The sequence below is a fragment of the Bradyrhizobium sp. SUTN9-2 genome (assembly GCF_003122645.1).
Classification (GTDB): Bacteria; Pseudomonadota; Alphaproteobacteria; order Rhizobiales; family Xanthobacteraceae; genus Bradyrhizobium; species Bradyrhizobium yuanmingense.
Genome location: NZ_LAXE01000001.1, coordinates 4,321,191 through 4,345,497, shown reverse-complemented (window position 1 = coordinate 4,345,497; position 24,307 = coordinate 4,321,191). Strand labels below are relative to the sequence as shown.

21 protein-coding genes are annotated in these 24,307 nt (G+C 64.7%); 6 read left to right on the top strand and 15 right to left on the bottom strand.

From position 1 onward, the window contains the following. The 4 genes from XF30_RS20210 to XF30_RS20190 form a co-directional block, all read right to left on the bottom strand. Nucleotides 1-458: glycoside hydrolase family 3 N-terminal domain-containing protein (locus tag XF30_RS20210; RefSeq protein ID WP_146207801.1), on the bottom strand; the 458-nt coding region annotated here is incomplete at its 3' end. A 46-nt stretch (nucleotides 459-504) separates the two neighbouring features. Beyond that, nucleotides 505-2,064 carry an SPOR domain-containing protein gene (locus tag XF30_RS20205; RefSeq protein ID WP_109145785.1) on the bottom strand — a complete coding sequence of 520 codons (1,560 nt, stop codon included), beginning with the start codon at nucleotides 2,062-2,064 and terminating at the stop codon, nucleotides 505-507. Between the two features lie 140 nt (nucleotides 2,065-2,204). After that, nucleotides 2,205-3,995: an arginine--tRNA ligase gene (gene argS, locus XF30_RS20195; RefSeq protein WP_158284394.1), complete on the bottom strand. Its 1,791-nt coding sequence runs from the start codon at nucleotides 3,993-3,995 to the stop codon at nucleotides 2,205-2,207. A 9-nt stretch (nucleotides 3,996-4,004) separates the two neighbouring features. Continuing rightward, nucleotides 4,005-5,213, bottom strand: a complete 1,209-nt coding sequence (locus tag XF30_RS20190; RefSeq protein ID WP_085969154.1) for a deoxyguanosinetriphosphate triphosphohydrolase — start codon at nucleotides 5,211-5,213, stop codon at nucleotides 4,005-4,007. A gap of 110 nt (nucleotides 5,214-5,323) precedes the next feature. On the opposite strand from XF30_RS20190, the gene erpA reads away from it, so the two are divergent. Further along, nucleotides 5,324-5,653, top strand: a complete 330-nt coding sequence (gene erpA / locus XF30_RS20185) for an iron-sulfur cluster insertion protein ErpA (protein ID WP_024342679.1) — start codon at nucleotides 5,324-5,326, stop codon at nucleotides 5,651-5,653. A gap of 5 nt (nucleotides 5,654-5,658) precedes the next feature. On the opposite strand, the gene XF30_RS20180 is transcribed toward erpA, so the two are convergent. Next, a complete protein-coding gene (locus XF30_RS20180; RefSeq protein WP_109143660.1) occupies nucleotides 5,659-7,968 on the bottom strand; it encodes a hybrid sensor histidine kinase/response regulator in 2,310 nt (769 codons plus the stop codon). A 153-nt stretch (nucleotides 7,969-8,121) separates the two neighbouring features. Here XF30_RS20180 and xth point away from each other — a divergent pair, with 153 nt between their 5' ends. Further along, on the top strand, nucleotides 8,122-8,919 hold the full coding sequence (gene xth, locus XF30_RS20175) for an exodeoxyribonuclease III (protein ID WP_036028256.1): 798 nt from the start codon (nucleotides 8,122-8,124) through the stop codon (nucleotides 8,917-8,919). Between the two features lie 15 nt (nucleotides 8,920-8,934). On the opposite strand, the gene XF30_RS20170 is transcribed toward xth, so the two are convergent. The 6 genes from XF30_RS20170 to XF30_RS20140 all read right to left on the bottom strand — a co-directional run bounded on the left by XF30_RS20170 (nucleotide 8,935) and on the right by XF30_RS20140 (nucleotide 15,771). Beyond that, nucleotides 8,935-9,762: a tetratricopeptide repeat protein gene (locus tag XF30_RS20170; protein WP_109143659.1), complete on the bottom strand. Its 828-nt coding sequence runs from the start codon at nucleotides 9,760-9,762 to the stop codon at nucleotides 8,935-8,937. Continuing rightward, nucleotides 9,749-11,470, bottom strand: coding sequence for a dihydroxy-acid dehydratase (gene ilvD / locus XF30_RS20165; RefSeq protein ID WP_109143658.1), 1,722 nt, complete (start codon nucleotides 11,468-11,470; stop codon nucleotides 9,749-9,751). Before ilvD ends, XF30_RS20170 begins: the two co-directional genes overlap by 14 nt. A 1,522-nt stretch (nucleotides 11,471-12,992) precedes the next feature. Then, nucleotides 12,993-13,250, bottom strand: a complete 258-nt coding sequence (locus XF30_RS20150) for a hypothetical protein (protein WP_036009816.1) — start codon at nucleotides 13,248-13,250, stop codon at nucleotides 12,993-12,995. 121 nt (nucleotides 13,251-13,371) lie between these two features. Then, the gene (locus XF30_RS20145; RefSeq protein WP_109143656.1) at nucleotides 13,372-13,584 is read right to left on the bottom strand and encodes a hypothetical protein; all 213 of its coding nucleotides are present in this window, start codon (nucleotides 13,582-13,584) and stop codon (nucleotides 13,372-13,374) included. Between the two features lie 151 nt (nucleotides 13,585-13,735). Then, the gene (locus tag XF30_RS38550; protein ID WP_192893196.1) at nucleotides 13,736-13,912 is read right to left on the bottom strand and encodes a hypothetical protein; all 177 of its coding nucleotides are present in this window, start codon (nucleotides 13,910-13,912) and stop codon (nucleotides 13,736-13,738) included. 122 nt (nucleotides 13,913-14,034) lie between these two features. Further along, nucleotides 14,035-15,771 (bottom strand): adenylate/guanylate cyclase domain-containing protein, encoded by a 1,737-nt coding sequence (locus XF30_RS20140; protein WP_109143655.1) that lies wholly within the window; start codon nucleotides 15,769-15,771, stop codon nucleotides 14,035-14,037. A gap of 317 nt (nucleotides 15,772-16,088) precedes the next feature. On the opposite strand from XF30_RS20140, the gene XF30_RS20135 reads away from it, so the two are divergent. Further along, complete coding sequence (locus XF30_RS20135) at nucleotides 16,089-18,269, top strand: lytic transglycosylase domain-containing protein (RefSeq protein WP_109143654.1); 2,181 nt, start codon at nucleotides 16,089-16,091, stop codon at nucleotides 18,267-18,269. Between the two features lie 176 nt (nucleotides 18,270-18,445). Here XF30_RS20135 and XF30_RS20130 read toward each other — a convergent pair whose 3' ends face one another. From XF30_RS20130 to XF30_RS20120, 3 genes are read right to left on the bottom strand one after another with little or no spacing between them, the layout of a single operon-like run. Beyond that, nucleotides 18,446-18,808: a hypothetical protein gene (locus tag XF30_RS20130; RefSeq protein ID WP_036031661.1), complete on the bottom strand. Its 363-nt coding sequence runs from the start codon at nucleotides 18,806-18,808 to the stop codon at nucleotides 18,446-18,448. Next, complete coding sequence (locus tag XF30_RS20125; protein ID WP_109143653.1) at nucleotides 18,805-18,993, bottom strand: hypothetical protein; 189 nt, start codon at nucleotides 18,991-18,993, stop codon at nucleotides 18,805-18,807. The genes XF30_RS20130 and XF30_RS20125 overlap by 4 nt, the downstream gene beginning before the upstream one ends. Further along, the gene (locus XF30_RS20120) at nucleotides 18,990-19,382 is read right to left on the bottom strand and encodes a hypothetical protein (protein WP_109143652.1); all 393 of its coding nucleotides are present in this window, start codon (nucleotides 19,380-19,382) and stop codon (nucleotides 18,990-18,992) included. The genes XF30_RS20125 and XF30_RS20120 overlap by 4 nt, the downstream gene beginning before the upstream one ends. Nucleotides 19,383-20,021: 639 nt before the next feature. Between XF30_RS20120 and XF30_RS20110 the strand changes: the two genes are divergently transcribed. The 3 genes from XF30_RS20110 (at nucleotide 20,022) to XF30_RS20100 (ending at nucleotide 23,158) form a co-directional block, all read left to right on the top strand. Then, nucleotides 20,022-22,007, top strand: a complete 1,986-nt coding sequence (locus tag XF30_RS20110; protein WP_109143651.1) for a PAS domain S-box protein — start codon at nucleotides 20,022-20,024, stop codon at nucleotides 22,005-22,007. Beyond that, on the top strand, nucleotides 22,004-22,675 hold the full coding sequence (locus tag XF30_RS20105; RefSeq protein WP_109143650.1) for a response regulator transcription factor: 672 nt from the start codon (nucleotides 22,004-22,006) through the stop codon (nucleotides 22,673-22,675). The genes XF30_RS20110 and XF30_RS20105 overlap by 4 nt, the downstream gene beginning before the upstream one ends. A 96-nt stretch (nucleotides 22,676-22,771) precedes the next feature. Next, nucleotides 22,772-23,158 (top strand): response regulator transcription factor, encoded by a 387-nt coding sequence (locus XF30_RS20100; RefSeq protein ID WP_109143649.1) that lies wholly within the window; start codon nucleotides 22,772-22,774, stop codon nucleotides 23,156-23,158. A 55-nt stretch (nucleotides 23,159-23,213) separates the two neighbouring features. Here XF30_RS20100 and XF30_RS20095 read toward each other — a convergent pair whose 3' ends face one another. After that, complete coding sequence (locus tag XF30_RS20095; RefSeq protein ID WP_109143648.1) at nucleotides 23,214-24,185, bottom strand: tripartite tricarboxylate transporter substrate binding protein BugD; 972 nt, start codon at nucleotides 24,183-24,185, stop codon at nucleotides 23,214-23,216. Between the last annotated feature and the right edge of the window lie 122 nt (nucleotides 24,186-24,307).

Below are 24,307 nucleotides of genomic sequence, written 5' to 3'. Positions count from 1 at the left end.
ATCGCCGCGACCTTGCCCGGCTCCGTGCCGTAGGCCCGGTTACCAATGACCGCATCGGCGCCCGGCACCGGCACGTCGGCCAGCGGCAGGCAATCCACGGTGATGCCGAGATCGGCGAGATCGGCTGCGATCAGGCGGGCACTGAGGCGCGCCGCAGTGAGCCCGAGGGCCGAATCAGTGTCGTACAAATTCGCGAATACGGCCCCCGGCGGATAGACCGGCCAGTGTGGCGGCCCCAGCCGCTGCACCCGTCCCCCCTCCTGGTCGATCAGGACCGGCGCGTCGGGGGCCTTCGCGACCGAACGCAATTCTGCAACCAACGCAGCAACTTGTGCTGGTGTTGCGACATTACGCTTGAACAGGATGAAGCCCCATGGGCGTTCGGCACGGATAAACTCCCGCTCGGCGGCGGTCAGTTCCGTTCCGGATACGCCGGTAATGAAGGCCCGCGTGCTCATAACGGCCGATTAACTCTGCCCCACGAGGGGGTCAAGGAAACGACCGTTAATTCCTCTGGACGAAGCAGGCAGACAGGCCTGCGGACTTCAGATTGTTGCAGGCTTGCGTCGCTTCCTCGGCCGAACCATAGGGGCCGGCGAAGGCGCGGTAGACGACTCCCTTGCCCTTGTCGGTGAGGTCGACACGCTTGATGACGGGCGAACGGGAGCCGAGCACGCTGCCGTATTTGCTCTGAAGCACCCGGTAGGATGCGGCGGCGCTATCCTCGCTCTGCTGCGAGGAGACTTGCACGATGTAGCCGCCACCGCTGCTGGTGGGCGCGATCTGCGTCGGGTTGGTCGCAGCTATCCGCTGCGGCGGCTCGGCCGACGGGGACGATTGCGGCGCCAGCGACATCGGCTGGTTGGCGCTGGCATTGGCCGAGGTCGGCGGATTGCGCGGCGCGGCGGGCGCAACCGGCGCGGCAACGGGCTTCGGCGCCGCGGGCGCCGGCTTGGCGGCGGCCGATTGCGGCACGGCGCTATCGGTCTGATCGCCCTTCACCGCAACGGTCCTGATCGCGCGCGGCGAATGGTTCGGCAGCGTGCCGTTGCTCGGGCTCGGACCCGCGCTCGGCGGCGGCACGGTGGATGGTGACACGCTCGCCACCGAGGGCGGGTTCGCATTCTGGTTCAGCGGCGGGAACACCACGCGCGGCCCGCCCGCCTTGGCGTTGACGTCGACGGGCGCCTCCTCGCGCGGCACGATCTTTTCGGTGCCGTCACCGCTGACCATGCGGTCCGGTACCTTGACCGCGGAGTCCGTCGGCGCCGGCACGATCTTGGTCGGGGTGTTGTCGGCCTTGATGATCGGCGGCTCGCCGCTACGAGGCGAGCCGATATAGGTCTTGTAGGCGAATGCAGCACCGGTGCCGAGCACGGCAAGCGCCAGGATCGCCGCGACCGTCATCATGCCGCCGCGCTGCTTCTTCGGCTCCTCGACCTCGTCCTCCGGATAGTCGCTCTGGTCGGCGTAAGGGTCGTCGGGATAGGCCGGCTCGCGCTGATAGTCCTGCTCGCCTGTCTCCAGCCGACCATAGAGCGCATCGTCGTAGCGCGACGGATCGGGCTGCGCATACGGCTCCTGATAGGACTGCTCCTGGTAGGCCTGACCATGCTGCTGATAGGCCTGCTCCTGATGAGCCTGATCTTGATGAGCCTGATCTTGATAGGTGTCCTGATAGGCCTGGGGCTGATGAACGACAGGCTCGGGCGCGGCAGGCTTGGCGGCGTAGCGATGCAGCGGGTGGACCGGGCTTACGGTGATCGGATAGTCAGGCTCCGGCGCGGGTGCCGGCTGCGGTTGCACGTTGGCACGCCGCATCCATGAGGGCGGCGACGGTGCCTGCTCCGCGTAGTCCTGCTGATCATCGAGCTGGCGGTAATCGTGGTCCTGATAGCTCTGGGCGGGCGCCGCGGGCGGACGCGACTGCGCCGCAAACGGATCGGTCTGCCCGATCAGACGGGCGAGCTCGGCCAACGGATCGCTATCCGCCTTCCCATGCTGGTCTCCGCCGCGACCATAGTCATCGGAAGGAAACGGTCTGTCCTGATATCGTTCGGCCATCGTGATGATGCGTCCCTTCGGGAAAGCCGCGCGCCCCTCGACCAAGGCACGGCTTTCGACCCACAAGGCTTTCAACCAAGTCTAAGCGATCCGGCTTCTGCCGGTTACCCCCGAATTCCCCTTAAGTAGTTCGCCCCAAACTACCGCATCTCGTCCGGGGCATGGACGCCGAGGATGGCGAGGCCCGATGCCAGGACCGAGACGACGCCCTGGACCATTGCCAATCGCGCCTTTGTAAGATCTGCATCATTATTGATAATGAAGCGTAAATAGGGCAAATCGCGCCCTTTCGTCCAAAGTGCATGAAATTCGCTGGCTAAATCATAGAGATAAAAGGCAATTCGGTGCGGCTCATGGGCCGCGGCGGCAGCTTCCAGCATGCGCGGATAAATTGCGATGCGCTTAAGAAGATCGAGCTCTACGGGGTCCGACAACCGTTCCACCGCCGACTCAGCGAGCCATGCGATCCGCGCGCCGGCATCCTCGGGGAGTTCCGGGAACACCTCGGCGCGCGCGTTACGGAAGATCGAATGGCCGCGCGCATGGCCGTACTGGACGTAGAACACCGGGTTGTCCCGCGACTGTTCCATGACCTTGGCGAGGTCGAAATCGAGCACCGCGTCGTTCTTCCGGTACAGCATCATGAAGCGGACGGCGTCCTGGCCGACCTCATCCACCACTTCACGCAAGGTGACGAAGTCCCCGCTCCGCTTCGACATCTTTACCGGCTCGCCGTTGCGCAAGAGCTTCACCAGCTGGACGATCTTGACGTCCAGCGATCCCTTAGCCGACGTCGTCGCCTTCACCGCCGCCTGCATGCGCTTGATGTAGCCGCCGTGATCGGCGCCCCAGACGTCGATCATCTCGGCAAAGCCGCGGTCGAACTTGTTCTTATGATAGGCGATGTCGGAGGCGAAGTAGGTGTAGGAACCATCCGACTTGATCAGCGGACGATCGACGTCGTCGCCGTAGGCGGTCGCCCTGAACAGCAACTGCTCGCGGTCTTCCCAATCCTCGACCGGCGCGCCCTTCGGCGGCGGCAGGCGGCCTTCGTAGATGTCGCCTTTGGCCTTCAGTAAGTCGATGGTCTCGGCAACCTTGTTGTTGCCGGTCTCGATCAGGGAGCGCTCGGAGAAGAACACGTCGTGGCGGATGTTGAGGGCGGCGAGATCGTCCTTGATCTCGTCCATCATCATCGCGATCGCCTTGGCGCGCACGGTCGGCAGCCACTGGGCCTCGCTCATCGCGAGCAGCTTGTCGCCATGCTCCGTCGCGAGCGCCTGCCCGACCGGCTTGAGGTAGTCGCCGGGATAGAGCCCTTCCGGGATCGCGCCAATATCCTCGCCGAGCGCTTCGCGATACCTCAGGAAGGCTGAGCGCGCGAGCACGTCGACCTGGGCGCCGGCGTCATTGATGTAATATTCGCGCGTGACATCGTGGCCGGCGAACTGGAGCAGGCTCGCCAGCGCGTCGCCGAACACGGCGCCGCGGCAATGGCCGACATGCATCGGCCCGGTCGGATTGGCGGAGACGTATTCGACATTGACCTTGGTGCCGCCCCGGATGCGGCCGTAATCGGCGCCTTCGCGCAGCACCGTGCGCAGCGCCTCGGCCCAGGCGGCGGGCTTCAGAGTCAGATTGATGAAGCCGGGACCGGCGACATCGACCTTGGCGATCAGCGCGTCGGAACGCAGCCGTTCGGCAATCTGCTCGGCGAGATCGCGCGGCTTTGCCTTTGCCTCTTTCGCAAGCACCATGGCGGCGTTGGTCGCCATGTCGCCATGGGAGGCATCGCGCGGCGGCTCGACGACGACGCGGGAGAAATCGATGCCCTCGGGCCAGCTGGAATCCGCCGCAAGCGCGCGGCAGGCGCCGTGCACGCGTGCGAGCACGTCGGCGAACAGATGCAGCGATGAGGATGTCTGGGGCATGGCCGCCGCCTAACGCAAATCCGGGGTCGAGTCAAAGAGCCGCTGGTGCTCGGTCAGGGCGAAGCGGTCGGTCATTCCGGCAATGAAATTGCCGATCCGGCGGGCCCGGTCGCCCTCGTCGTCGGCCTCAGCCCCCAGCAGCCATTCCGGCGGCAGCTCGCTGGGGGATTTCAGGTATTTTGCGAACAGATCGAACAGGATCTGCTCGGCCTCGCCCATCACCCGCATCACCCGCGCGTGGCGGTACATGTGCTGGTACAGGAAGCGTTTGATGGCGGCCTCTTCCTCGGCCACTTCGGCGGGGAACGCGACCAGCGCCCGGCTCTGCCGGCGGACATCCTGGGCCGATTGCGGCTTCACGGCCGCGAGGTTCTTCCCTGTCTCCGCAAACACCGCTCCGATCAGGTGCGAGATCAGCTCCCGCACCAGCTCGGCACCGCGCCGGACGTCTTCAAGATCGTTATAATGCGCCGCAGTCTCGGCGATGATCTCCGCCGTCAGCGGCATCACCTTGAGATCGTCGAGCTGGAACAGGCCGGCGCGCAGACCGTCATCGATGTCATGGGCGTCATAGGCGATGTCGTCGGCGATCGCGGCGACCTGCGCCTCCAGCGAGGCGAAGCTCCACAATTCGAGATCGTAGGTCTTGACGTAGTCGGCGATCCCGACGGGAACGCCATGCTCGCGGTAGCGCCCGACCGGGGCGCCGCTGCGATCGGTCAGCGGCCCGTTGTGCTTGACGATGCCTTCCAGCGATTCCCAAGTCAGGTTGAGCCCATCGAACTCGGGATAGCGGTGCTCGAGCGAAGCCACGACGCGCAGCGTCTGGGCATTGTGGTCGAATCCCCCGAACTGCTTCAGGCAAGCATCCAGCGCCCGCTCCCCCGCGTGCCCGAACGGCGGATGACCGAGATCGTGCGCGAGCGCCAGAGTTTCGGTGAGGTCCTCGTCGAGCCCGAGCTGGCGGGCCAGCGCGCGGGCGATCTGGGCCACCTCCAGCGAATGGGTCAGCCGGGTGCGGTAGTGGTCGCCCTCGTGGAACACGAACACCTGGGTCTTGTACTTGAGGCGGCGGAACGCGGTGGAATGGATCACCCGATCGCAATCGCGCCGGAACGGGCTGCGGGTCCGGCTCGGAGGCTCGGCGACCAGCCGGCCGCGGCTGCGATCGGGGTCGCAGGCATAGGGCGCGCGGGGGGCTGCCATTCCGACGGACACGGCGAATTTAGTCCCTATCCATTTGATTCTGCGTATGGTGGCACTTAACTATGTCGGGCGCGGGATACCAAATGAATTGGGTATGACGCCGGGACTATCGGAGACCAGCAATGACGACTGCCGTGACCATCAGCGACCGGGCCGCACGCCGGATTGGGGAGATCCTCAAGGGCGAAGGCTCGGGCGCGATGCTGCGCATTTCGGTCGAGGGCGGCGGCTGCTCCGGCTTCCAGTACAAGTTCGACATCGACCGCGCCCGCACCGACGACGATCTCGTGATCGAGCAGGACAATGCGGTGGTGCTGGTCGATTCCGCCTCCCAGCCGTTCCTGGCGGGGTCGCAGGTCGATTTCGTCGACGACCTGATCGGCGCCTCGTTCCGCGTCAACAATCCCAACGCCACCGCGTCCTGCGGCTGCGGGACGAGCTTCTCGGTCTAGCGCGCCTACGCGCCCGTTATCTCCCTTTCCTCGTCCGTCCAGGCCACCTCGACAGGCATCAACGTCGGCTGGAGCGGTGCGTCCTCCGACATGACGTGACCGTCCAGCGCCCGCAGGAGCGCTCCGACCAGTGCCGGCTTGCGCAGCGGCTTGGCCAGGAAGTCCGACATGCCGGCTTCGCGGCAGATCTTGATGTCCTCGGGGAAGGCATTGGCGGTCAGCGCGATGATCGGCATGGCTTCGAAGCGCTCGCCTTGCGCGCGGATCGCGCGGGTGGCGGCGAGCCCGTCCATGTCGGGCATGCGCACGTCCATCAGCACGACGTCGTAATTGCCTTCGGAGGCTGCCGCGACGGCTTCGGTCCCGTCGGTGACGACACGCAGCTCGATGTCGAATGCCCCCAGCATCTTGCTCACGACCATGCGGTTGACCGCATCGTCCTCCGCGACCAGCACCTTCAGCGGCCGGTCGAGACCGGAGATCCGGGCCTGGAGCTCGTCGGCTTCGTCGCGGCCGCCAGCCTGATCGGACGCCTGCGCCTGGCTCCAGGGCAGGACCAGCGTGAAGCGGAAGGTCGAGCCCTCTCCCGGCGTCGAGATGACGCCGATCGTGCCGCCCATCTGCTCGATGATCCGCCTGCTGATGGCAAGGCCGAGGCCAGTGCCGCCGAAGCGGCGGCTGATCGAGGCATCAGCCTGGGCGAAGTCGCTGAACAGCAGGTCGAGCTTGTCGGGCGCGATACCGATGCCGCTGTCGGTCACCGTCCATTCGACGGTCGCCAGCAGGTCGCGCCGCGCCTGGCAGGTCGCCGATATCGTCACCTCGCCTTCGTCGGTGAACTTCACAGCGTTGGAGGCGAGATTGAGCAGCACCTGGCGGATGCGCGCGACGTCGCCGCGGAGCGTCGGCGGCAGGTTCGGATCGAGCTCGACCTTGACCGTGAGCCCCTTGCTCTTGGCGCTGGCGCGCACCACGGTCGCAACCGTCTCGACCAGCGCCTGCGGCGCGAAGTCGATCGCCTCGAACTGGAAGCGGCCTGCTTCCAGCTTGGAGAGATCGAGAATGTCGTTGAGGATGCGCTGGAGGTTGTCGCCGGACTCGCGGATCGTGGTGACGGCCTCGCGCTGCTCCGGATCGAGCCTGGTTTCGAGGAGCATGCTGGCAAGACCGAGCACGCCGTTCATGGGCGTGCGGATCTCGTGGCTCATCACCGCCAGGAAGTCTGACTTGGCGCGGCTTTCGGCCTCGGCCTTTTCCGCGCGCCAGCGCTCGGTGACGTCGCGCCCGAAGCCGCGATAGCCCAGGAAATGACCGTCACGATCATGGGCCGGCTTCGCCGTCAGCGACCACAGCCGGGCCTCGCCGCCGGCGACGACCTTGAGATTCATCTCGTGCAGCGGCTCGGCCTGCTCCATCAGGCCGACGATGTTGTAGGCCGCTGACTTGTCCTCGGGGCAGAGCATGTCGAGCACGTCGGCGAACTGCGCGCCTTTCAGCAGCGGAAGCGGCAGCTGCGCGACGTCCGCGAAGCGTTGCGGCACGTCGACGAGACGTCCCTCTGCATCGGTCTGCCAGAGCCAGTCGCTGGCGTTCTCCTGAAAATCCTTCAGCAGCAGCGAGATGATCTCGGTCTGGCGCTCGAGCTCGAGCTGGGCCTTGAGATTGCCGAGGAAGAGGTTGCCCTGGGAGACGATGTTACGCGCCATGAAAAATGCGAACAGCAGCAGGAACACGGCGGTCACCAGATATGGGCCGGTGCCGCACAGGAGGAGCGCGCCGGCGCAGGCGATCGTCATGGTCGCGAGATAGACGAGGCCCGCGCGCGGGAAGGTCGAGAGCGTGAAAGCGCCGCCGGACATCATGCCGACCATCAGGCAGGCCAGGAGCAATTGACTGGTCGGCTCGATGCGGCTGAACAGAGCGAGCGGCAGCGCGCCCCAGATCGCGGCGAGAAAAAACGCCTGCCGCAGCATCTGCCGCGCCGCGTGCGGCGATGTCTCCTGCGGCGGGTTCTGATGCGACTTGTGCCACGCGCGCACCGCGAGCGAAGCGGTGGCGGCGAGCGTCAGGCCCCAGATCGCGAGGAAGTCGTTCCAGCCCCTGCCCCAGAACAGGATCAGCACGATGGCGACGTTCAGCATCGTCACGGCCATCGTCACAGGGATCAGCTGGGTCACCGCGTCGATCTGCTTGGCGCGGATGCGGCGGATCTCGCGCTCGCTGAGATCGGCGGTCAGACCGTCCTCGATCTCGAAGCCGCCGAGCCAATACAGGAACGCGCCGATCAGGCCGTCACGCGGCTGAGTTCGATTCATCGCCTTGTCCGGCCATCCATCCGAGGAACCTCTTGACGATCAATGGCCTGCGGCCTGCTTAAGCCGGGTTAATTTTGTGGGAGATTTTGCGGCCGGCTTGACGGGTGCGTTTGCATTTTGTTCTAACCAAGACCCCCGCCCGGAGCCCTGCCAATGCCCATCAGAGTAGCCACCTGGAACGTGAACTCGGTCCGGCAGCGGATCGATCTGCTCCTGACCTGGCTGAAAGAGTGCCAGCCGGACATCGTCTGCCTGCAGGAGATCAAGTGCGTCGACGAGGCCTTTCCGCGGCTGGAGATCGAGGCACTCGGCTACAACGTGGTGACGCACGGGCAGAAGACGTTCAACGGCGTCGCCCTGCTCTCCAAGCTCAGGTTCGACGAGACCAAGTCGGGCCTCGCCGGCGACGACGAGGATAGCCATGCCCGCTTCCTCGAAGGCGTGGTGACGCTGAAGCGAGGGGTGCTGCGCATCGCCTGCCTCTATCTGCCCAATGGCAATCCGGTCGGGACCGATAAATATCCCTACAAGCTCAAATGGATGTCGCGGCTTCTTGATTATTCGAAGGAGCGACTCAAGGAGGAGGTCCCGCTGATCCTGGCCGGCGACTTCAACGTCATCCCGCATGCCCGCGACGTGCACAATCCGGCCGCCTGGACCGAGGACGCGCTGTTCAAGACCGAGACGCGCGAGAGCTTCCAGTCCCTGCTCGGCCTCGGCCTCAGCGACGCCTTGCGCGCCGTCACCGACGAGGGCGGGCTCTACACGTTCTGGGACTACCAGGCCGGGGCCTGGCAGAAGAACCAGGGGCTGCGGATCGACCACCTGCTGCTGTCGCCGCAGGCCAGCGACAAGCTCGCCAATGTCGGCATCGACAGCTATGTGCGCGGCTGGGAGAAGCCGTCGGATCACGTGCCGGTGTGGGCGGATCTGGATCTCGAGGCGGCTTAAGGCCGCCTCAGCCGATCACTCCCGACGCCCCTGCACCCATTGCTCCAGCATTTGCAGGGCCATGGCGCGGTCGTCGTCGGAGGCCTTGGCGAAGGCGCGGTTGTAGCTTTCCTTGATCCAGACCTCGTCGGCACCGGCGCTGTCGCGCGCCAGCGTCAGCCACATCAGGCCGCGTGCGGCCTGCCGCGGCAGGCGGTCGCCGTTGAACAGCATCTGACCGAGCAAGGCCTGGGCCTGATGCTGGCCCTTCTGCGCGGCGAGGCCAAGCCAGCGCGCGCCATAGCGGTAGTCCTCGCGCGAGGCGTCCGGGGTCTTCAGGTACAGACGGGCGAGGTCGTACTGCGCGTCCGCGTTGCCGAAATAGGATGCGGCATAGGAGAACATCTCGCGGGCGCGGTCCGGGTCGGCCTTGACCTTCGAATTCGGGATGCCGGCCAGATAGTAGCGGCCGAGGGCGACGAACGCGTTGGCCACGATCTGCGCCTGCGGCGCCGACGGGCTGTCCTCGGCATGCGCGTTCGCGATCCGGCTGAAATATTCGAAGGCACGCAAATCGTCCTGGGCGACGCCGTCGCCGTTGGCGTACATGCGGCCGAGCTTCCACTGCGCGATGGGGTGGCCGCCCTCGGCGGCATATTGCAAGGCGCTGAGCGAGGTTTCCTGGGTTGCGACCTGCGGCGGAACCTTGGTGCGCACCGCACCCGCAGCGCCGGGCAAGGTCGTCACGACCGGGATGGTGGCGTCCTTCGGGTTGACCGGCGAACCGTCGAAGCCGAACGCCGGCACGGCCAGCGCAGCCGCCCCCAACACAAACGCAACTGTGGCACGCCTAAATGTCCGCATAGCACTGTTTCTCGTGCGCGCCGCCCGGATGGGTCACTGCCCCCCCGACCGCCGGTCCAACCTGCTGAGCATATTTCCAGAGCGCACCCGACGTGTGGTTAGTCGCGCGGGCGCTCCATTTGGTTCTGCGCTGGGCGAGCTCGGCGTCGCTCAATTTTACGTTAAGGGTACCGGCCACCGCGTCGATCTCGATGACGTCGCCGTCCTCGAGCAGCCCGATCGGGCCGCCGACCGCCGCCTCCGGCCCGACATGGCCGATGCAGAAGCCGCGGGTTGCGCCGGAGAAGCGGCCGTCGGTGATGAGCGCAATCTTGCCGCCCATGCCCTGGCCGGTCAGCGCTGCCGTGGTCTGGAGCATTTCCCGCATGCCGGGACCGCCCTTCGGCCCTTCGTAGCGGATCACGATGACATCGCCTTCGCGGTAGGTGCGGTTCTGGACCGCCTCGAACGCGTCCTCCTCACGGTCGAAGCACCTGGCCGGACCGGTAAACCTGAGGTTGGACATTCCCGCGACTTTCACGATCGCACCTTCTGGCGCCAAATTGCCCTTCAGGCCGACCACACCGCCTGTCACGGTGATGGGCTTGTCTGCCGGGTGCACCACGTCCTGGTGCGGATTCCATTTCACGCTCTTGAGGTTTTCGGCGATCGTGCGGCCCGTGACGGTAAGGCAATCACCGTGCAGGAAGCCGTTGTCGAGCAGCGTCTTCATCAGAAGCGGTATGCCACCTACTTCAAACATGTCTTTGGCGACATAACGGCCACCCGGCTTCAAATCCGCGACATATGGTGTCTTTTTGAAGATTTCAGCGACGTCGAACAGGTCGAACTTGATGCCGACCTCGTGCGCGATCGCAGGCAGGTGCAGCGCAGCATTGGTCGAGCCGCCGGATGCAGCGACCACGGCGGCCGCATTCTCCAGCGCCTTGCGGGTGACGATGTCGCGCGGCCGGATGTTCTGGGCGATCAGGTCCATCACCTTCTCGCCCGCGGTCATGCAGAAGGCGTCACGGATTTCATACGGTGCGGGGGCACCGGCCGAGTAAGGCAGCGCGAGGCCGATCGCCTCAGACACGGTCGCCATGGTGTTGGCGGTGAACTGCGCGCCGCAGGCGCCGGCCGAGGGACAGGCGACGCGCTCGATCTCGTCGAGGTCCTCGTCCGACATGGCGCCGACCGAATGCTTGCCGACCGCCTCGAACATGTCCTGCACGGTGACCTGCTGCCCGCGGAAATTGCCGGGCAGGATCGAGCCGCCATAGATGAAGATCGAGGGCACGTTGAGGCGGACCATCGCCATCATCATGCCCGGCAGCGACTTGTCGCAGCCGGCGAGCCCGACGAGCGCGTCATAGGCATGGCCGCGCACGGTCAGCTCGACCGAATCGGCGATGCATTCGCGCGACGGCAGCGAGGAGCGCATGCCGTCATGGCCCATGGCGATGCCGTCGGTCACGGTGATGGTGCAGAATTCGCGCGGCGTGCCGCCGGCGGACGCGACGCCTTTCTTCACCGCCTGCGCCTGACGCATCAGCGCGATGTTGCAGGGAGCAGCTTCGTTCCAGCACGAGGCGACGCCGACGAAGGGCTGGTGGATCTGCTCGGTGGTCAGACCCATGGCGTAGAAATAGGACCGGTGCGGCGCGCGCGCAGGGCCTTCCGTCACGTGACGGCTCGGCAGCCTTTGCTTGTTGATCTTCGCGCCCATCGCAACCAGCTTCTCCGGCCAACCCTTTCAGACCCGAAAAATCAGAGCCAAGATTTGAATCGACCTTGGGATTTTCTCGTCGCCTTCGAAGACCGCCACTGCCCTTAAAACATTAGAGCGATTTTATTCATGTTCGGGTGTGGCCAAAAAGCGGCGGCGATGCGAACCGCCGGTGATAAGGGTTAAATCCGATGTGGGTGTTGCACAGACAGCACAATCGTTACCGGGAAGACACGGGTTTGCTTACGGCGATACCTCGCTAAAGTGACGACCCACAACCTGAGATCTTTCGGAAGGCACAGAACATCCACTCTGGACGACAGGCGGGCATTCCCGAAGTGAGTCGGCGGCAGCCCCACGCGAAGCGATGCGCATCGCTCGTGTCCCGGACAAGTTGCAACGCGCGGGGCGTTGCGGCGCAGAGCCGGGACCCAGGGGCGACATGGTACGGCGCAGATGGATGGGCCCCGGCTCGGCAGCGCATCGTCGAACCGGACGATGCTTCGCATCGCCGGGGGGACGCTGCGCTGCGTCCGGGGCACGAGAGAGTGTAGCGCTCGCTCTCTCCTCCTCGTCATTGCGAGGAGCCCTTGCGACGAAGCAATCCAGAATCCCGCCGCGGAAAGATTCTGGATTGCTTCCGCCTTCGCCAAAGGCTTCCGCGGACAAGTCGCTGCGCTCGCAATGACGGAGTGTGAGGCGACGCTGCGTTCTCCAAGTAACACTTGTCATTCCCCGCGAAAGGCGGGGAATCCAGTACGCCGCGGCCTCTCGATTCAATCACTGGCGTCTCGGAGTACTGGATCGCCCGGTCAAGCCGGGCGATGACACCGAATGTGTGGACGCAGACGTGCGTATTCGGCCCCGCAGCGCATTTCGCCCGAGCTTTGCTTGATCTCGCCGCCCTCATAGCCAAGAGGGCGCAGGGAAGGCCGGGTGCCGGCGGCACCCGCGGTCCGCTGCGCGAAAAGCACACGCAGGAAGAACCGCACAGCAGCATACAGGTGAAGCCCAACACACGGCCTTCCCTGCGCGATGGTCGGACGGCTTATGCCGCGCTCTCCCGGGAGCCGAGTTCCCTCTGGCCTCCCTCGCTCCCGCGAAAGTCGCCGGCACCGCGCCGGTTGACGTCAATGCCGCATTCGCCAGAGCTTGACCGTAGCAACGACGGCCAGGACCACACGGTTTTGCCGTACGCGCGGTCCGTTGGCGCCGCAGGGTTCGACGGCGTTGTGCACGTTGCCATCGAAATGCCGGCGCGACGAACCTGACAGCGCCGCTCGTCCGTACGAAGCCTCGGGCTCACGGAGAGCAATCCGCCCTGCCCTCAGCTCTCGTACACGACGCTGCCGCGTCCACCGCAAGCCCGGCTCGCGACAATGACGACCTCATGATCGCCCCTCGAGATTGAGCCGGGATGGGCGATACATACGCCATTTCCGAATTTCGGTAAAGCGGAATATTTTCGCGCAGATGGGATTGACAGAGAAGCGACACACCGACGAGACGGCGATGCCGAACATCAGGATCGCCCGCGCGAGCGTTGCGCCTGGGCCCAGGCGACAGCGACATCGCGTGGCGGGGCATCGACGCGCTTGATGGGAGTCAATTCGCCGGAGGCCGAGACGATCGCCGTTTCTTCGCGGCGGCAACGCGTGCAGACGAAGCGGACCTCGTGCGGCGACGCCGACCAGCTCGACCGTTTCACATTGGCCGCCATCGGCCAGGCATCGCAATGCGAGCACGACACCAGAAATCGACCGGGATCGAGCATACCCATTCCATTGGACTCCGCGTCCTGCCGCCTCCTTCAATGATTAATCCATGTGAATCGTTCCGGTGCTACAGCACCGCCGGCATTGGCTCGAGTGCCCTACCGGTTCCGCGCATCCGCAAAGTGCTCAGCGGGCGCCCTTGAGGGTGCAGGAGGTCGTGCAGGTGACCGTCGTGCCGCGGTCGCACGTTTTGCAGGCGCTGACGCACTGGTTCATGTCGCGTGGATTGTAGCTGTAGTTGCGCAACGGACAGGCCGGATTCGTCGAGCCGGTGATGTCCTGCTCCTGATCGCAGGCCGCCGTCATGAGCGCGAATATGATCACTGCAACGAGGCGCATGGGATTGCCCTGTCAGACATGGCAAATCACACTCACGAGGCGCGCTGCATTGCAGCGAACCCCGGCCTTCCCACCAACGAGTGTCGCCGACCGGCGATGCTCGCTTGCTCCAAGGATGCGCGCCAAACGTTAAGAACGGATTTCAGCCGGCTCAGGCCGCAGCCGTCGTCGCGATCGCCTGCCGGATATCGACGGCCAGCTGACGGTACTGTTCCCCGAGCTTCAAATAGAACTCGCGCTTGCTGCTGTCGGTGGCGAGCTTGGCGATCAGCTCGCATTCGGCGCTGAGCGTCTCGAACCGTTCCAGCCTGTCCTCGAGATGTGTCATCGGCGTGTCCCCATCAGACGCCTCATGGACACCCAACCTAAGCCCGGGAAATAGGTCACGGCGAACATCGTTATGGAGTAGCATCTTTTTTCCGGCGCGGCGTGCCGACCGCAAAGGCACGGCTATTTCTGCTCCAGCCGCCAGACGCCGTCCCAATCGGGATCCGGCGGATTGGCCACAAATTGAGCGATGCGGCCGAGCATCGTGCGCGAGGGGCCGTCGCCGGGGACCGCCTCGAGCGCCGCGTTGAAGGCGGCGCGGGCCTCGTCGAAGCGCCGCGCACGATAGGCGGCGAGACCATCGGCATAATGCGTGCGCAAGCTCACTTGCGCATCGCTGAGCGCGCCCGGTCTCGCCATCAGCTCGAAGATCGCCTGCGGCGCGCTTTGGCCCGCGACCGCCAGACGATCGATCTCGCGCAATTCCAGGCGCGATCCGATCCCGTCCGCGGTCGCCTGCGAGATCAGGATGCGGGTGCCGTAGACCTTGTTGACGGCCTCCAGCCGCGAGGCGAGATTCACGGCATCGCCCATCACGGTGAAGCTCATCATCAGCTCGGAACCGATACTGCCGGTCAGGACCTCGCCCGTGGCGATGCCGATGCGAAGATCGCACGGCGCCGGCATGGCGCGGATGCCGAGCAGGTCCGGCAGCTGCTTCTGCAGCGCGGGCACCTGATCGGTCATCTCGACGGCGGCGAGCCCTGCGAGCAGACCCTGCTCCTCCTCCTCGATGAAGGGCGGCCCCCAATAGGACATGATGGCGTCGCCGATATATTTGTCGATGATCCCGCGATTGTTCCTGATGGGAGCAGACATCACGGTGAAGTAGTGGTTCATCACCTTGACGAGGCCGCGCGGCGTCATGCCCTCGCTCATCGAGGTGAAGCCGCTCATGTCGCAGAACAAGATGGTCATCACCCGGCGCTCACCGTCGATGGCGACCTCCGGCCGGTCGATCAGGCCCTGCACCACCTTCGGGTCGATGTAACGGCCGAAGGTCTCGCGAATGCGCTCGTTGTGCCTGAGCTGCTCGATCATGCGGTTGAAGGCGGCAGCGAGCTCGCCGATCTCGTCCTGTGTCGAGACGGTGATGGGCTTGTCGAACCGGCCCGCCTCGACCTCGCGGGCGCCGGCCAGCAGCAGGCGCACCGGTCGCGTGATGCCGCTACTCACCAGCAGCGCAAACACGAAGCCGACGATCGCCGCGAGCAGGGTTACGACCCCCGACACGATGATGGTCTGGTGTTGGCGGCCGATCACCTGAGACGTCGAGAAATAGACCTGCGCCAGCATGTCGGCGCGGATCGCATCGACCTTCCGGTTGAACGCATCGCGCAGCGTGTCGAGGTGTTCCAGCGTGCCGCGGGCCGCGGCCATATCCTTGGCGTCAACCTGCTTGAGCAGTTTCGCATTGCCCTCGTCCAGATCGCGCCGCAGCTCGGTGACGGAGCTTTCGATCCGGACGTCGAGCCGTGCCAGCGCGGCGTTGTCGGAATACGTCCTGGGGTCGTCGATGATCGCGTTGATGAGCTTGCGAGCGGCCTCGGCCTCCCGCTCGAAATTGCGGTCCAAGGCCTCGAAGTCGCGAAGCCGCGCCGCGTAGGCCTCCTCGTCCGACGGCGCCTCCATCCTGGTCATCACCATCCGCCGCTGCGCCAGCGCCCGTTCCAGCGAGCGGATGTTCGCGCGCGCCAGATGGCTATAGGCGGGGATGTAGCGGTTGGTCAGCTCGTCGAGCAAAATGCCGACCTGGCTGGACATCACCATCGACAGGATCGAGGTGACCAGCATCAGGACGATCAATCCGAGCGCGATGCCGACGATCTTGCGCCGGATCGACTGGTTGAAAATCGGCATAGGTACAGGGCAAAGGTTGAAAGGATGAAGATAAGGAACTCATACACCGGATTTCGCCGAGGGAACACGCGCAATCTGGCCGTTCCGGCGTCCTGTACCGTGCGCAATCGTCGCGCGAGTCCAGATCGTTAACAAAGGTTAAAGCCACTGCCTCTTCCGTCACTTCGGAAGTTCCCCAGTTCCAATCCGTATTTTGCCGCATTGTTGCGACAGCCTGAGGATGCGACACGATGCCGACGCATCGTTCGGTACTTTGATTCGCAAGCCGCATGTCGCGGACCTTGGTTTGTAGTGGTTTTCGCAGGGGGGACCATCCAATGAACCAGTGCCTACGCTCGCTCGCGTGTGTCGTTGCCGTGGCCGCGATGGCCCTCCTTCCCACCGAGCTTGCGGCGAAGAGCAGTCAAAAATCATCCGCACCGAAGAAGACGCATGAGGCGAAAGCGGGCAAGCACCGCCACGCCTCCGCCGGCAAAGCGCGGCACGGCAAGCACGCCGAGGCCAAGCGCAAATCGAAGAAGGCGGTCGAGGAGCCCGCGGCCAAGCCGCCGCTGACCGGCGATCTTGCCGCGCTCAAGGACGCCATCGACCTGACGCGCAAGGGCAAGACCGAAGACGCGAGCGCTGCGCGCGACCGCATCACGGACCCTGCCGGACAGAAGCTCGCCGACTGGTTCATGCTGCGCCATCCCGACAGCACCGCGAATTTCAAGCGCTACGCCGCCTTCCTCGCCGCCAATCCCGGTTGGCCGAGCAGCGCCCTGCTCCGCCGCCGTGCCGAGGCACGGCTGTGGCAGGAGAAGGCCGACGCGGCCATCGTGCACAAGTTCACGATGGATCGCCCGACCAGCGCCAAGGGCAAGTTCGCACTCGCGCGCGTCCTGCTCGCCGAAGGTGAGACCGACAGGGCTGCGCGGCTGGTCCGGGAAACCTGGCGCGCGGAGGAACTGTCCGAGCGGAGCGAAGAGGACTCCTATGCGGCGTTCGGCGACCTTCTGTCCGCCGACGATCACCGCGCGCGCATGGACAAGCGCCTCGGCGCCAAGGATTATGCAGGTGCGCGGCGCGCGGCGAAGCGGCTCGGCGAGGACGCGCTCGCGATCGTGAAGGCCTGCGCCGCCGTCACCGGCAAGGCGAGCAAGGCCAAGGATCTGCTCGAGGACGTCGCGGCCGAGGAGCGACGCGATCTCGGTTACGTGCTGTGCCGCGCGCAGTGGCATCTTCAGAACGACCGCATCGACGACGCGGCCGAGGTGATCCTCGCTGCCAAGCCCGACATGATGGCCGCGCAGGACACCGATGCCTGGTGGCGCGAGCGCCGCATGCTGGCGCGCAAGCTGCTCGATCAGGGCAAGGCCAGGATCGCCTATGACGTGGTGCACACGGCCGCGGTGCCGGAAAAGGAGGTCTACCGCGTCGACTATCACTTCATGTGCGGCTGGATCGCGCTACGCTATCTCGACGATCCCAAGACGGCGATGGTGCATTTCGCCTCGATCGACGCTGGCTCGTCCAATCCGATCGCGCTGTCGCGGGCGCATTACTGGCGCGGCCGCGCGGCCGAAGCCATGGGCGCGGCGGCCGACGCGCGCATGAGCTACCGGGCGGCGGCGCGCTATCACACCGCCTATTACGGCCAGCTCGCCCGCGCCAGGCTCGGCCTCGACGGCATCGAACTGCGTCCGCCCTCGCCGGTGCTGGCCTCGGCCGATGCGCAGCTTGCGGACGAGCGCGTGCGCGCCGCCGACATGCTCTACGGCATCGGCGAGCGCGACATGGTGTTCTATTACGCCGAGGATTTCGCCAAAGAGAGCACCGACGTCGCCGCGCTGGAAGCGCTCGGCGAGCTTGCGGGCCGGCGCAACGATGCGCGCGTGATGCTGGAGGTCGGCAAGACCGCGCTGGCGCGCGGGCTCGCGCTTGACCATTACGCCTTCCCGACCATCGGCATCCCCGAGCACAAGCAGGTCGCACCGGCGATCGAGACCAGCGTGATCTATTCGGTGGCACGCACCGAGAGCTCGTTCGAGCAGCGCGACAAGTCGCATGCCAACGCGGTCGGGCTGATGCAGGTGACGCCGGAAGCGGGACGCGACACCGCGAAGCGCTTCGGCCTGACTTACGACTGGGACAGGATGGTCTCCGACCCCGTCTACAACACGCAGATGGGCGCCGCCGAGCTCAGCGCGCTGTTCTCGGAATATCGCGGTAACCAGATCATGACCTTCGCCGGATACAATGCCGGCCGCGGCCGCGTGCGCGAATGGGTGCAGAAGCGCGGTGATCCCCGGGACCCCAACGTCGACCCGGTCGACTGGGTCGAGCGCATCCCGCTGTCCGAGACGCGCAACTACGTCCAGCGCGTGATGGAGAACGTGCTGGTCTACCGGGCAAGGTTCGAGGGCAGCAGCATGATCGCCGGCAAGAGCGACCAGCGCGTGGTGACGCACGAGGCCAGCGCAACGGAGCCAGCGGCGGCCGCAGCACCCATTCCCTGATCGACGCCGCCGGGGCTGGACGCGGCGCCTGCAAGAATACGGTGCTGCGGCTTCTACGCGCGTGCAGCCGCGCAGCTAAAGCGCGATGCGATTAGGATGAATCGTCATCGCGCTTTAGGTTATTGTTTGAGCATGATCGTTTCGGAAAACCGCTTCACACTTTTCCGGATCATGCTCTAGGTGTCACCTCCTTCCATCGTGATCGGGTCGCGACTGTCCAAATAGGCGCCGGTCAAAGCTCTCGCGAAGGTCCAGGCAGTGATCGTGCAGCCCCAGCACCAGACGGCACTCATCACCGTCAACGTCTGGATCATGCTGCCAGCGGCGAGCTCGACCTTGCCGGCAATTGGTTCCGTCCGCCCAGGCACCGGCCAGTGCATGAACAGCGTGGAGAATTCGCCGCGCCGGTAACAATCGTCGTCACAGTAACGGCGCTGCGTCCGCGCATGGCGGACATAGCCGGAGCGGAGCGACCGCGAGCATGTGCTGCACGCGGCCGCGTGCAACGGCGGCTCGTGATTGACCACCACGAATTTCATGAAGCCGCTCTCACGCCATCTTTGGCGAGCGTCTCGCAGAACAGCGCGTAGCACTGATGATCGCAGTAAGGCAGACGGGTCGCGATCTCGCGCAAATAACTGCCGCTGATCGGCTCGTAGCACTGCACGCACGAGGTCTGCCGGAACGGGGTCCGGCCGTTGACCAGCACGAAAGCGAATCTCATGTGGCACCTCCCAAAGCGAAGCAGTAAACGCTGTCGAGCGGAGACAGTGCGGGCGGTGGAGCGCACAGATGATTCCGGCCGTCCGGATTATCCCTGTTTCGCTCCACCTTTTGCGGTGGGATCAGAATGTATCTCCCGTCTTCCCGGCGCCGCGCATAGATCTGGCCGTCGATGTACTGGATGTCGGTCGGATAACAGTCGGCGCTGTTGCAACAACTGAGGCTCGGGTTATCAGGCATGTGCCAGGAGGAATAGAACTTTTCGTGCAGCGCCTGGTCCTGGGGTGGGTGCTTGCGATGAACGGCACCGTGTCCCGTCTCCTGTGCCTGGCCGGCCGCGATGGGGGCGATGAGAACGATCCAGCAGAAGAGCTTGCATGAGCGGTTCAACGCACGGCCTCCCGGATCAACTCTCCAATCCAGCCTTATGCGACCTGGGCCCGAAACAACCACCGGCGGTCGCGTTCGCTTCGCGTGCGGAAACGATCAACGCACTTCTTGGAGCAGAGCGCCGTGCGCCAGGAATAGTAGCGGATCAGGCCAAACTTGCCGCCGCACACCGCACAGCCCTTGACTGAGGAGCAACTTTCGGACGCCGATGGGCGACGCTCAGGAAGTACCGACATATCGCACATTGCTGTCTCCCTCTGTTGCTTGCGCTTTTCTCGGCTGTTCGCTTCGACACTCCCGATGGTCGAGAGGCTAGTCCGCCGGGCACGAAACGCTCAATTGTACGGAGGTAAAATGGCCGACATGACTAGGCATGGAGGAGCTATACCTAAGTTTGTCCCGTATTCGCCCGGGCCCACGCGGCCCGAGTTCAACGAGACGGCGCACGACGCACCGGCTGCACGGTCACCGTGAACCTCGGCCGGCACGGTGTCCTTGAGGCGCCGCAATGGACCTGGCGGTGAGCGGACGGTCCAAAGGCGAACGTCATGACGGCCGACCCGACTTTGGCTGGAATTGCTCCTCTGGCCGCAACGTGCTCTACTCCTCTTCACGCAGAGAGTGCCGGGAGCGTCAGCGATGAAGCCTGGCCGGGCAGCGACGTTCGGAAAGTCAGCCGCGCAATTCCTCGTCGGCTGCTTGAGGCAAACTGTTCCCGCCAAGCAGCGCACCGATGCCAATGCCGCCGACTTGCTCGAGGCGGTCAAGCAATGGCAGCAGGTCTTCGAGCACACGCCGGTCATGTACTTCATGGTCGATCCGGCCGGTACCGTGATCAACGTGAACACATTCGGCGCCGAGCAGCTGGGCTACACGCCGGCGGAGTTGATCGGCCGATCCGTGCTGGATGTCTTCCTCGCGGAAGATCGCGCCACTGTCCGCGCCTGTGTCGCGTTGTGCCTCAAGACCCTTGATCAGTCACACACCTGGGAGATCCGGAAGGTTCGCAAGGACGGCTCGATGTTATGGGTGCGCGAGAACGCCAAGGCCATGCTGCGAGCCAATGGCGGGCCGATCGTGCTGGTCGCCTGCGAGAACATCACTGAGCGGAAGGAGGCCGAGAACGCGCTGCGACAGAGCGAGGCTTATCTCGCCCAGGCGCAGGAATTGAGCCACACTGGTAGTTTTGGCTGGAAGGCCGCAACCCGCGAGATCACCTGGTCCAAGGAGACCTATCGCATCTTCGAATGCGAGGAAGGGACGAAGCCCGCGATCCCCTTCATGCTCCAGCGGATCCATCCGGAGGACCGGCTCGCCGTGCAGCAGACGACGGGCCGGGCGGCGCGCGAGGGCAAGGACTATGATCACGAATACCGGCTGGTGATGCCCGACGGTTCCATCAAATACGTCCGAGCGGTGGCACGGGCAACGCGAGATGCGAGCGGTCGCGTTGAGTTCGTCGGATCGGTAACCGACATCACCGCGACCAAGGAGGCAGAACGCAGGCTTCGTGACAGCGAGCAGCGCTTTCGCGACTATGCCGAAACCGCGTCTGACTGGTTCTGGGAAACCGGGCCGGACCACCGGGTCACCCAGATATCCGAGCACTCCGATACCAACACCGCCCCCGCCGGCCTGATCGGGCTCACGCGTTGGGACATTGCGCCCGACGCCGCTCTCGAGCCCGAAAAATGGCGACAACATCGAGCGGCGCTCGACGCCCACGTCCCGTTCCGCGACCTGGTGTACCGCAGCAAAGACCGTAGTGGGCAGCCGATCTACGTCCGGACCAGCGGCAAACCCTTCTTCGACCCGGACGGCACTTTCCTGGGCTACCGTGGCGTTTGCACGGACGTAACCGCCGCCATCCGGGCCAACCAAGCCGAAGACGCACTGCGCAAGGCCCAGGCCGAGCTCGCCCATGTGACACGTGTCACGACACTGGGTGAGCTGACCGCTTCGATTGCGCACGAAATCAATCAGCCGCTCGCTGCAGTGATCGCAAACGCCGACGCCTGCCTCGCCTGGCTGCAGCGCAGTCCGCCGGATCTCAAAGCGGCCCGCCGCTCGGTCGAGTGGATCATCGAGGACGGCAGGCGTGCCGGCGACGTGATCCGTCACGTTCGGGCGCTCGCCAAGCGTTCTGACATCGAGATGGTTCCGCTCGACGCCAATGCGGTCGTGCGGGAGGCCGTCGCGCTGGTTCAACGCGAGATGGCCAGCCACGCCGTGTCCGTCCGCATGGAGCTGTCGTCGGCACTGCCGAGGATCTTTGGCGATCGCATCCAATTGCAGCAGGTCCTGATCAACCTGATCATGAACGGGATCGAGGCCATGGCAGACGTCCACGATCGCCCGCGCGAGCTGGCGATTCGCTCACAGGCGAGCGGCGATAGCGCGATGCAGGTGAGCGTTTCCGACTGCGGAACCGGCATCAGCGAACAGGCGATAGACCGCCTGTTCACGCCGTTCTTCACCACGAAGTCCTCCGGCATGGGCATGGGCCTGTCGATCTGTCGATCGATCATCGAGGCCCATGGCGGGCGACTTTCCGCCATATCAAACCAGGAGCGCGGCGCGACTTTTCAGATCACCTTGCCCCTCCACCGAGAGGAAGCATCGTGACCGAGCGCGCGGACTCTTCGCCGCCGCAGAAGGACGGCGATCAGCCCCTTGTCCTCATCGTCGACGACGACGCGTCCATGCGCCGTGCGCTCACCAATCTGTTCGAGTCGGTCGGTCTCAAGGTCGAAGCATTCGGCTCGGCGCCGCAGCTCCTGCAGGCCAAGCCGCCAGACGTCCCGAGCTGCCTGGTGCTCGACATCCGCCTGCCCGGAACGAGCGGCCTCGAGCTGCAGGCCGATCTTGCCAGGGCAAATATCCACACGCCTATCATCTTCATTACCGGTCATGGCGATATTCCCATGACGGTTCGGGCCATGAAGAGCGGGGCGATCGATTTTTTGACCAAGCCGGTCCGCGATCAGGACATTCTCGACGCAGTTCAGGCCGCGATCGAGCGAGACCGCAAGCGCCGCGACCTCAACAGGATGGTCTCGACGGTCAGATCACGCTTCGAGTCACTGTCCTCGCGGGAGCGAGACGTATTGTCACTGGTGACGTCCGGCCTGATGAACAAGCAGGTCGCCGCCCAGCTCGGATTGGCCGAAATCACCGTCAAGATCTACCGCGGCCAGATCATGCGGAAGATGGGCGCGAAGTCGCTGGCCGATCTGGTGAGAATGAGCGAGGCGCTCGGGATTGGCCCGAACAAGCCCGATGCACAAACCTAAGTATGAGTTTCCAATCGTGACCGGCAGGTCCACCTTGCGCCTTTATGTTCTAGCCGTGGCGACGGCAAGCGTAATTCCTGGCGAGGAGCGGACGTCTTGTCAGTGGCTTCGGTCATCTCGGTGCTTGACGACGACCCCTACGTTCGGGCCGCGATCAACAATCTCCTGGAATCGCGCGGATACAACGTCCACACATTCGCCTCGGCGGAAGAGTTCCTGAGCTCGACCGATTCGAGCGACACCTCGTGCGTGATCGCCGACGTGCAGATGCCGCTGATGAGCGGAATCGATCTGTTGACGCAAATGCGGGCGCAGGGGTCGGCTACGCCGTTCATATTCATCACAGCTTTCCCGGATGAGGGCGTGCGTGTGCGGGCGCTCGATGCGGGCGCAATCTGTTTTCTCGGTAAGCCGTTCGCCGCCTCGGATCTGATGCAATGCCTGGACCGTGCGCTGGCACCAGGTCACCAAACCACGTCGTGAGCGCCCCGCCGCCAGCAAACGCGGCGGTGACGCCGCGAGGAGTGCGCCGCCCGGTTCAATCCACCTTGATGTTCGCCGCCTTGATGATCGGCCACCATTTCGCGATCTCGGCCTTTTGCCGCGTGCCGAGCGCTTCGGGCGTGAGCTGATCCTTCGGTGTCATCTCGAGACCCTGGCTTTCGAGCTGCTTGCGCACCGCAGGATCGTTCAGCGCCTCTACGGCCGCGGCGTTGAGCTTTGCGACGATCTCCTTCGGTGTGCCCTTCGGCACCCACATGCCCGACCACAGCGTCATGTTGAAGCCTTTCAAGCCCGCCTCCTCCGCGGTCGGGATCTCGGGTGCGGAGGCGAGGCGTTTGTCGTCGGTGACGGCATAGGCGCGGATGGTGCCGGCGCGGACCTGGCTGATGGAATTGGAGGTCTGATCGACGATGATGTCGATCTGGCCGGCGATGAGATCGTTCAATGCCGGTGCAGTGCCGCGATACGGCACGTATTGCAACTTGATGCCGGAGACGCTCTCGAAATAGACGCCAGCGATGTGGCTGCCGGAGCCCGCGCCGGCCGTGCCGGCGGTCGGCGGCGACGGTCGCGACTTCAGCCAGTCGATCAGCTCCTTCAGCGAGGTCGCCGGCACCGCATTCTTGCTGACCACGATCATCGGGTTGCTCGGCAGCAGCACCACCGGCTCGAGGTCGGCAACGAGGTCGAATTTGAGCTTGTAGACGGCGCCGTTGGCGACGTGGGTCCCGAGATGGCCGAACGAGATGGTGTAGCCGTCGGGCGGCGATTGCACGGCACGACCGACACCGATCGAGCCGCCTGCTCCGGTGACGTTCTCGACCACGACCGGCTGGCCCAGCGGCACCCGCATACGCTCGGCGAGCACCCGCGCCATTGCGTCCGAAGGGCCCCCGGCCGCGAACGGCACGATGATGGTAATGGGACGCGAGGGAAAATCGTCGGCGCGCGCGGCGCCTGCAACAGCGAGAACAGCAATCAGCGCAGCCCAGAAGGCCTTCTTCATTGTCTTCTCCCCAGTGATGTCTTTTTCTTCACCTCGCCCCGCTTGCGGGGAGAGGTCGAATTGCGAAGCAATTCGGGTGAGGGGGAGTCTCCGCGAACTCAACTGTCACTGTGTTTGCGGAA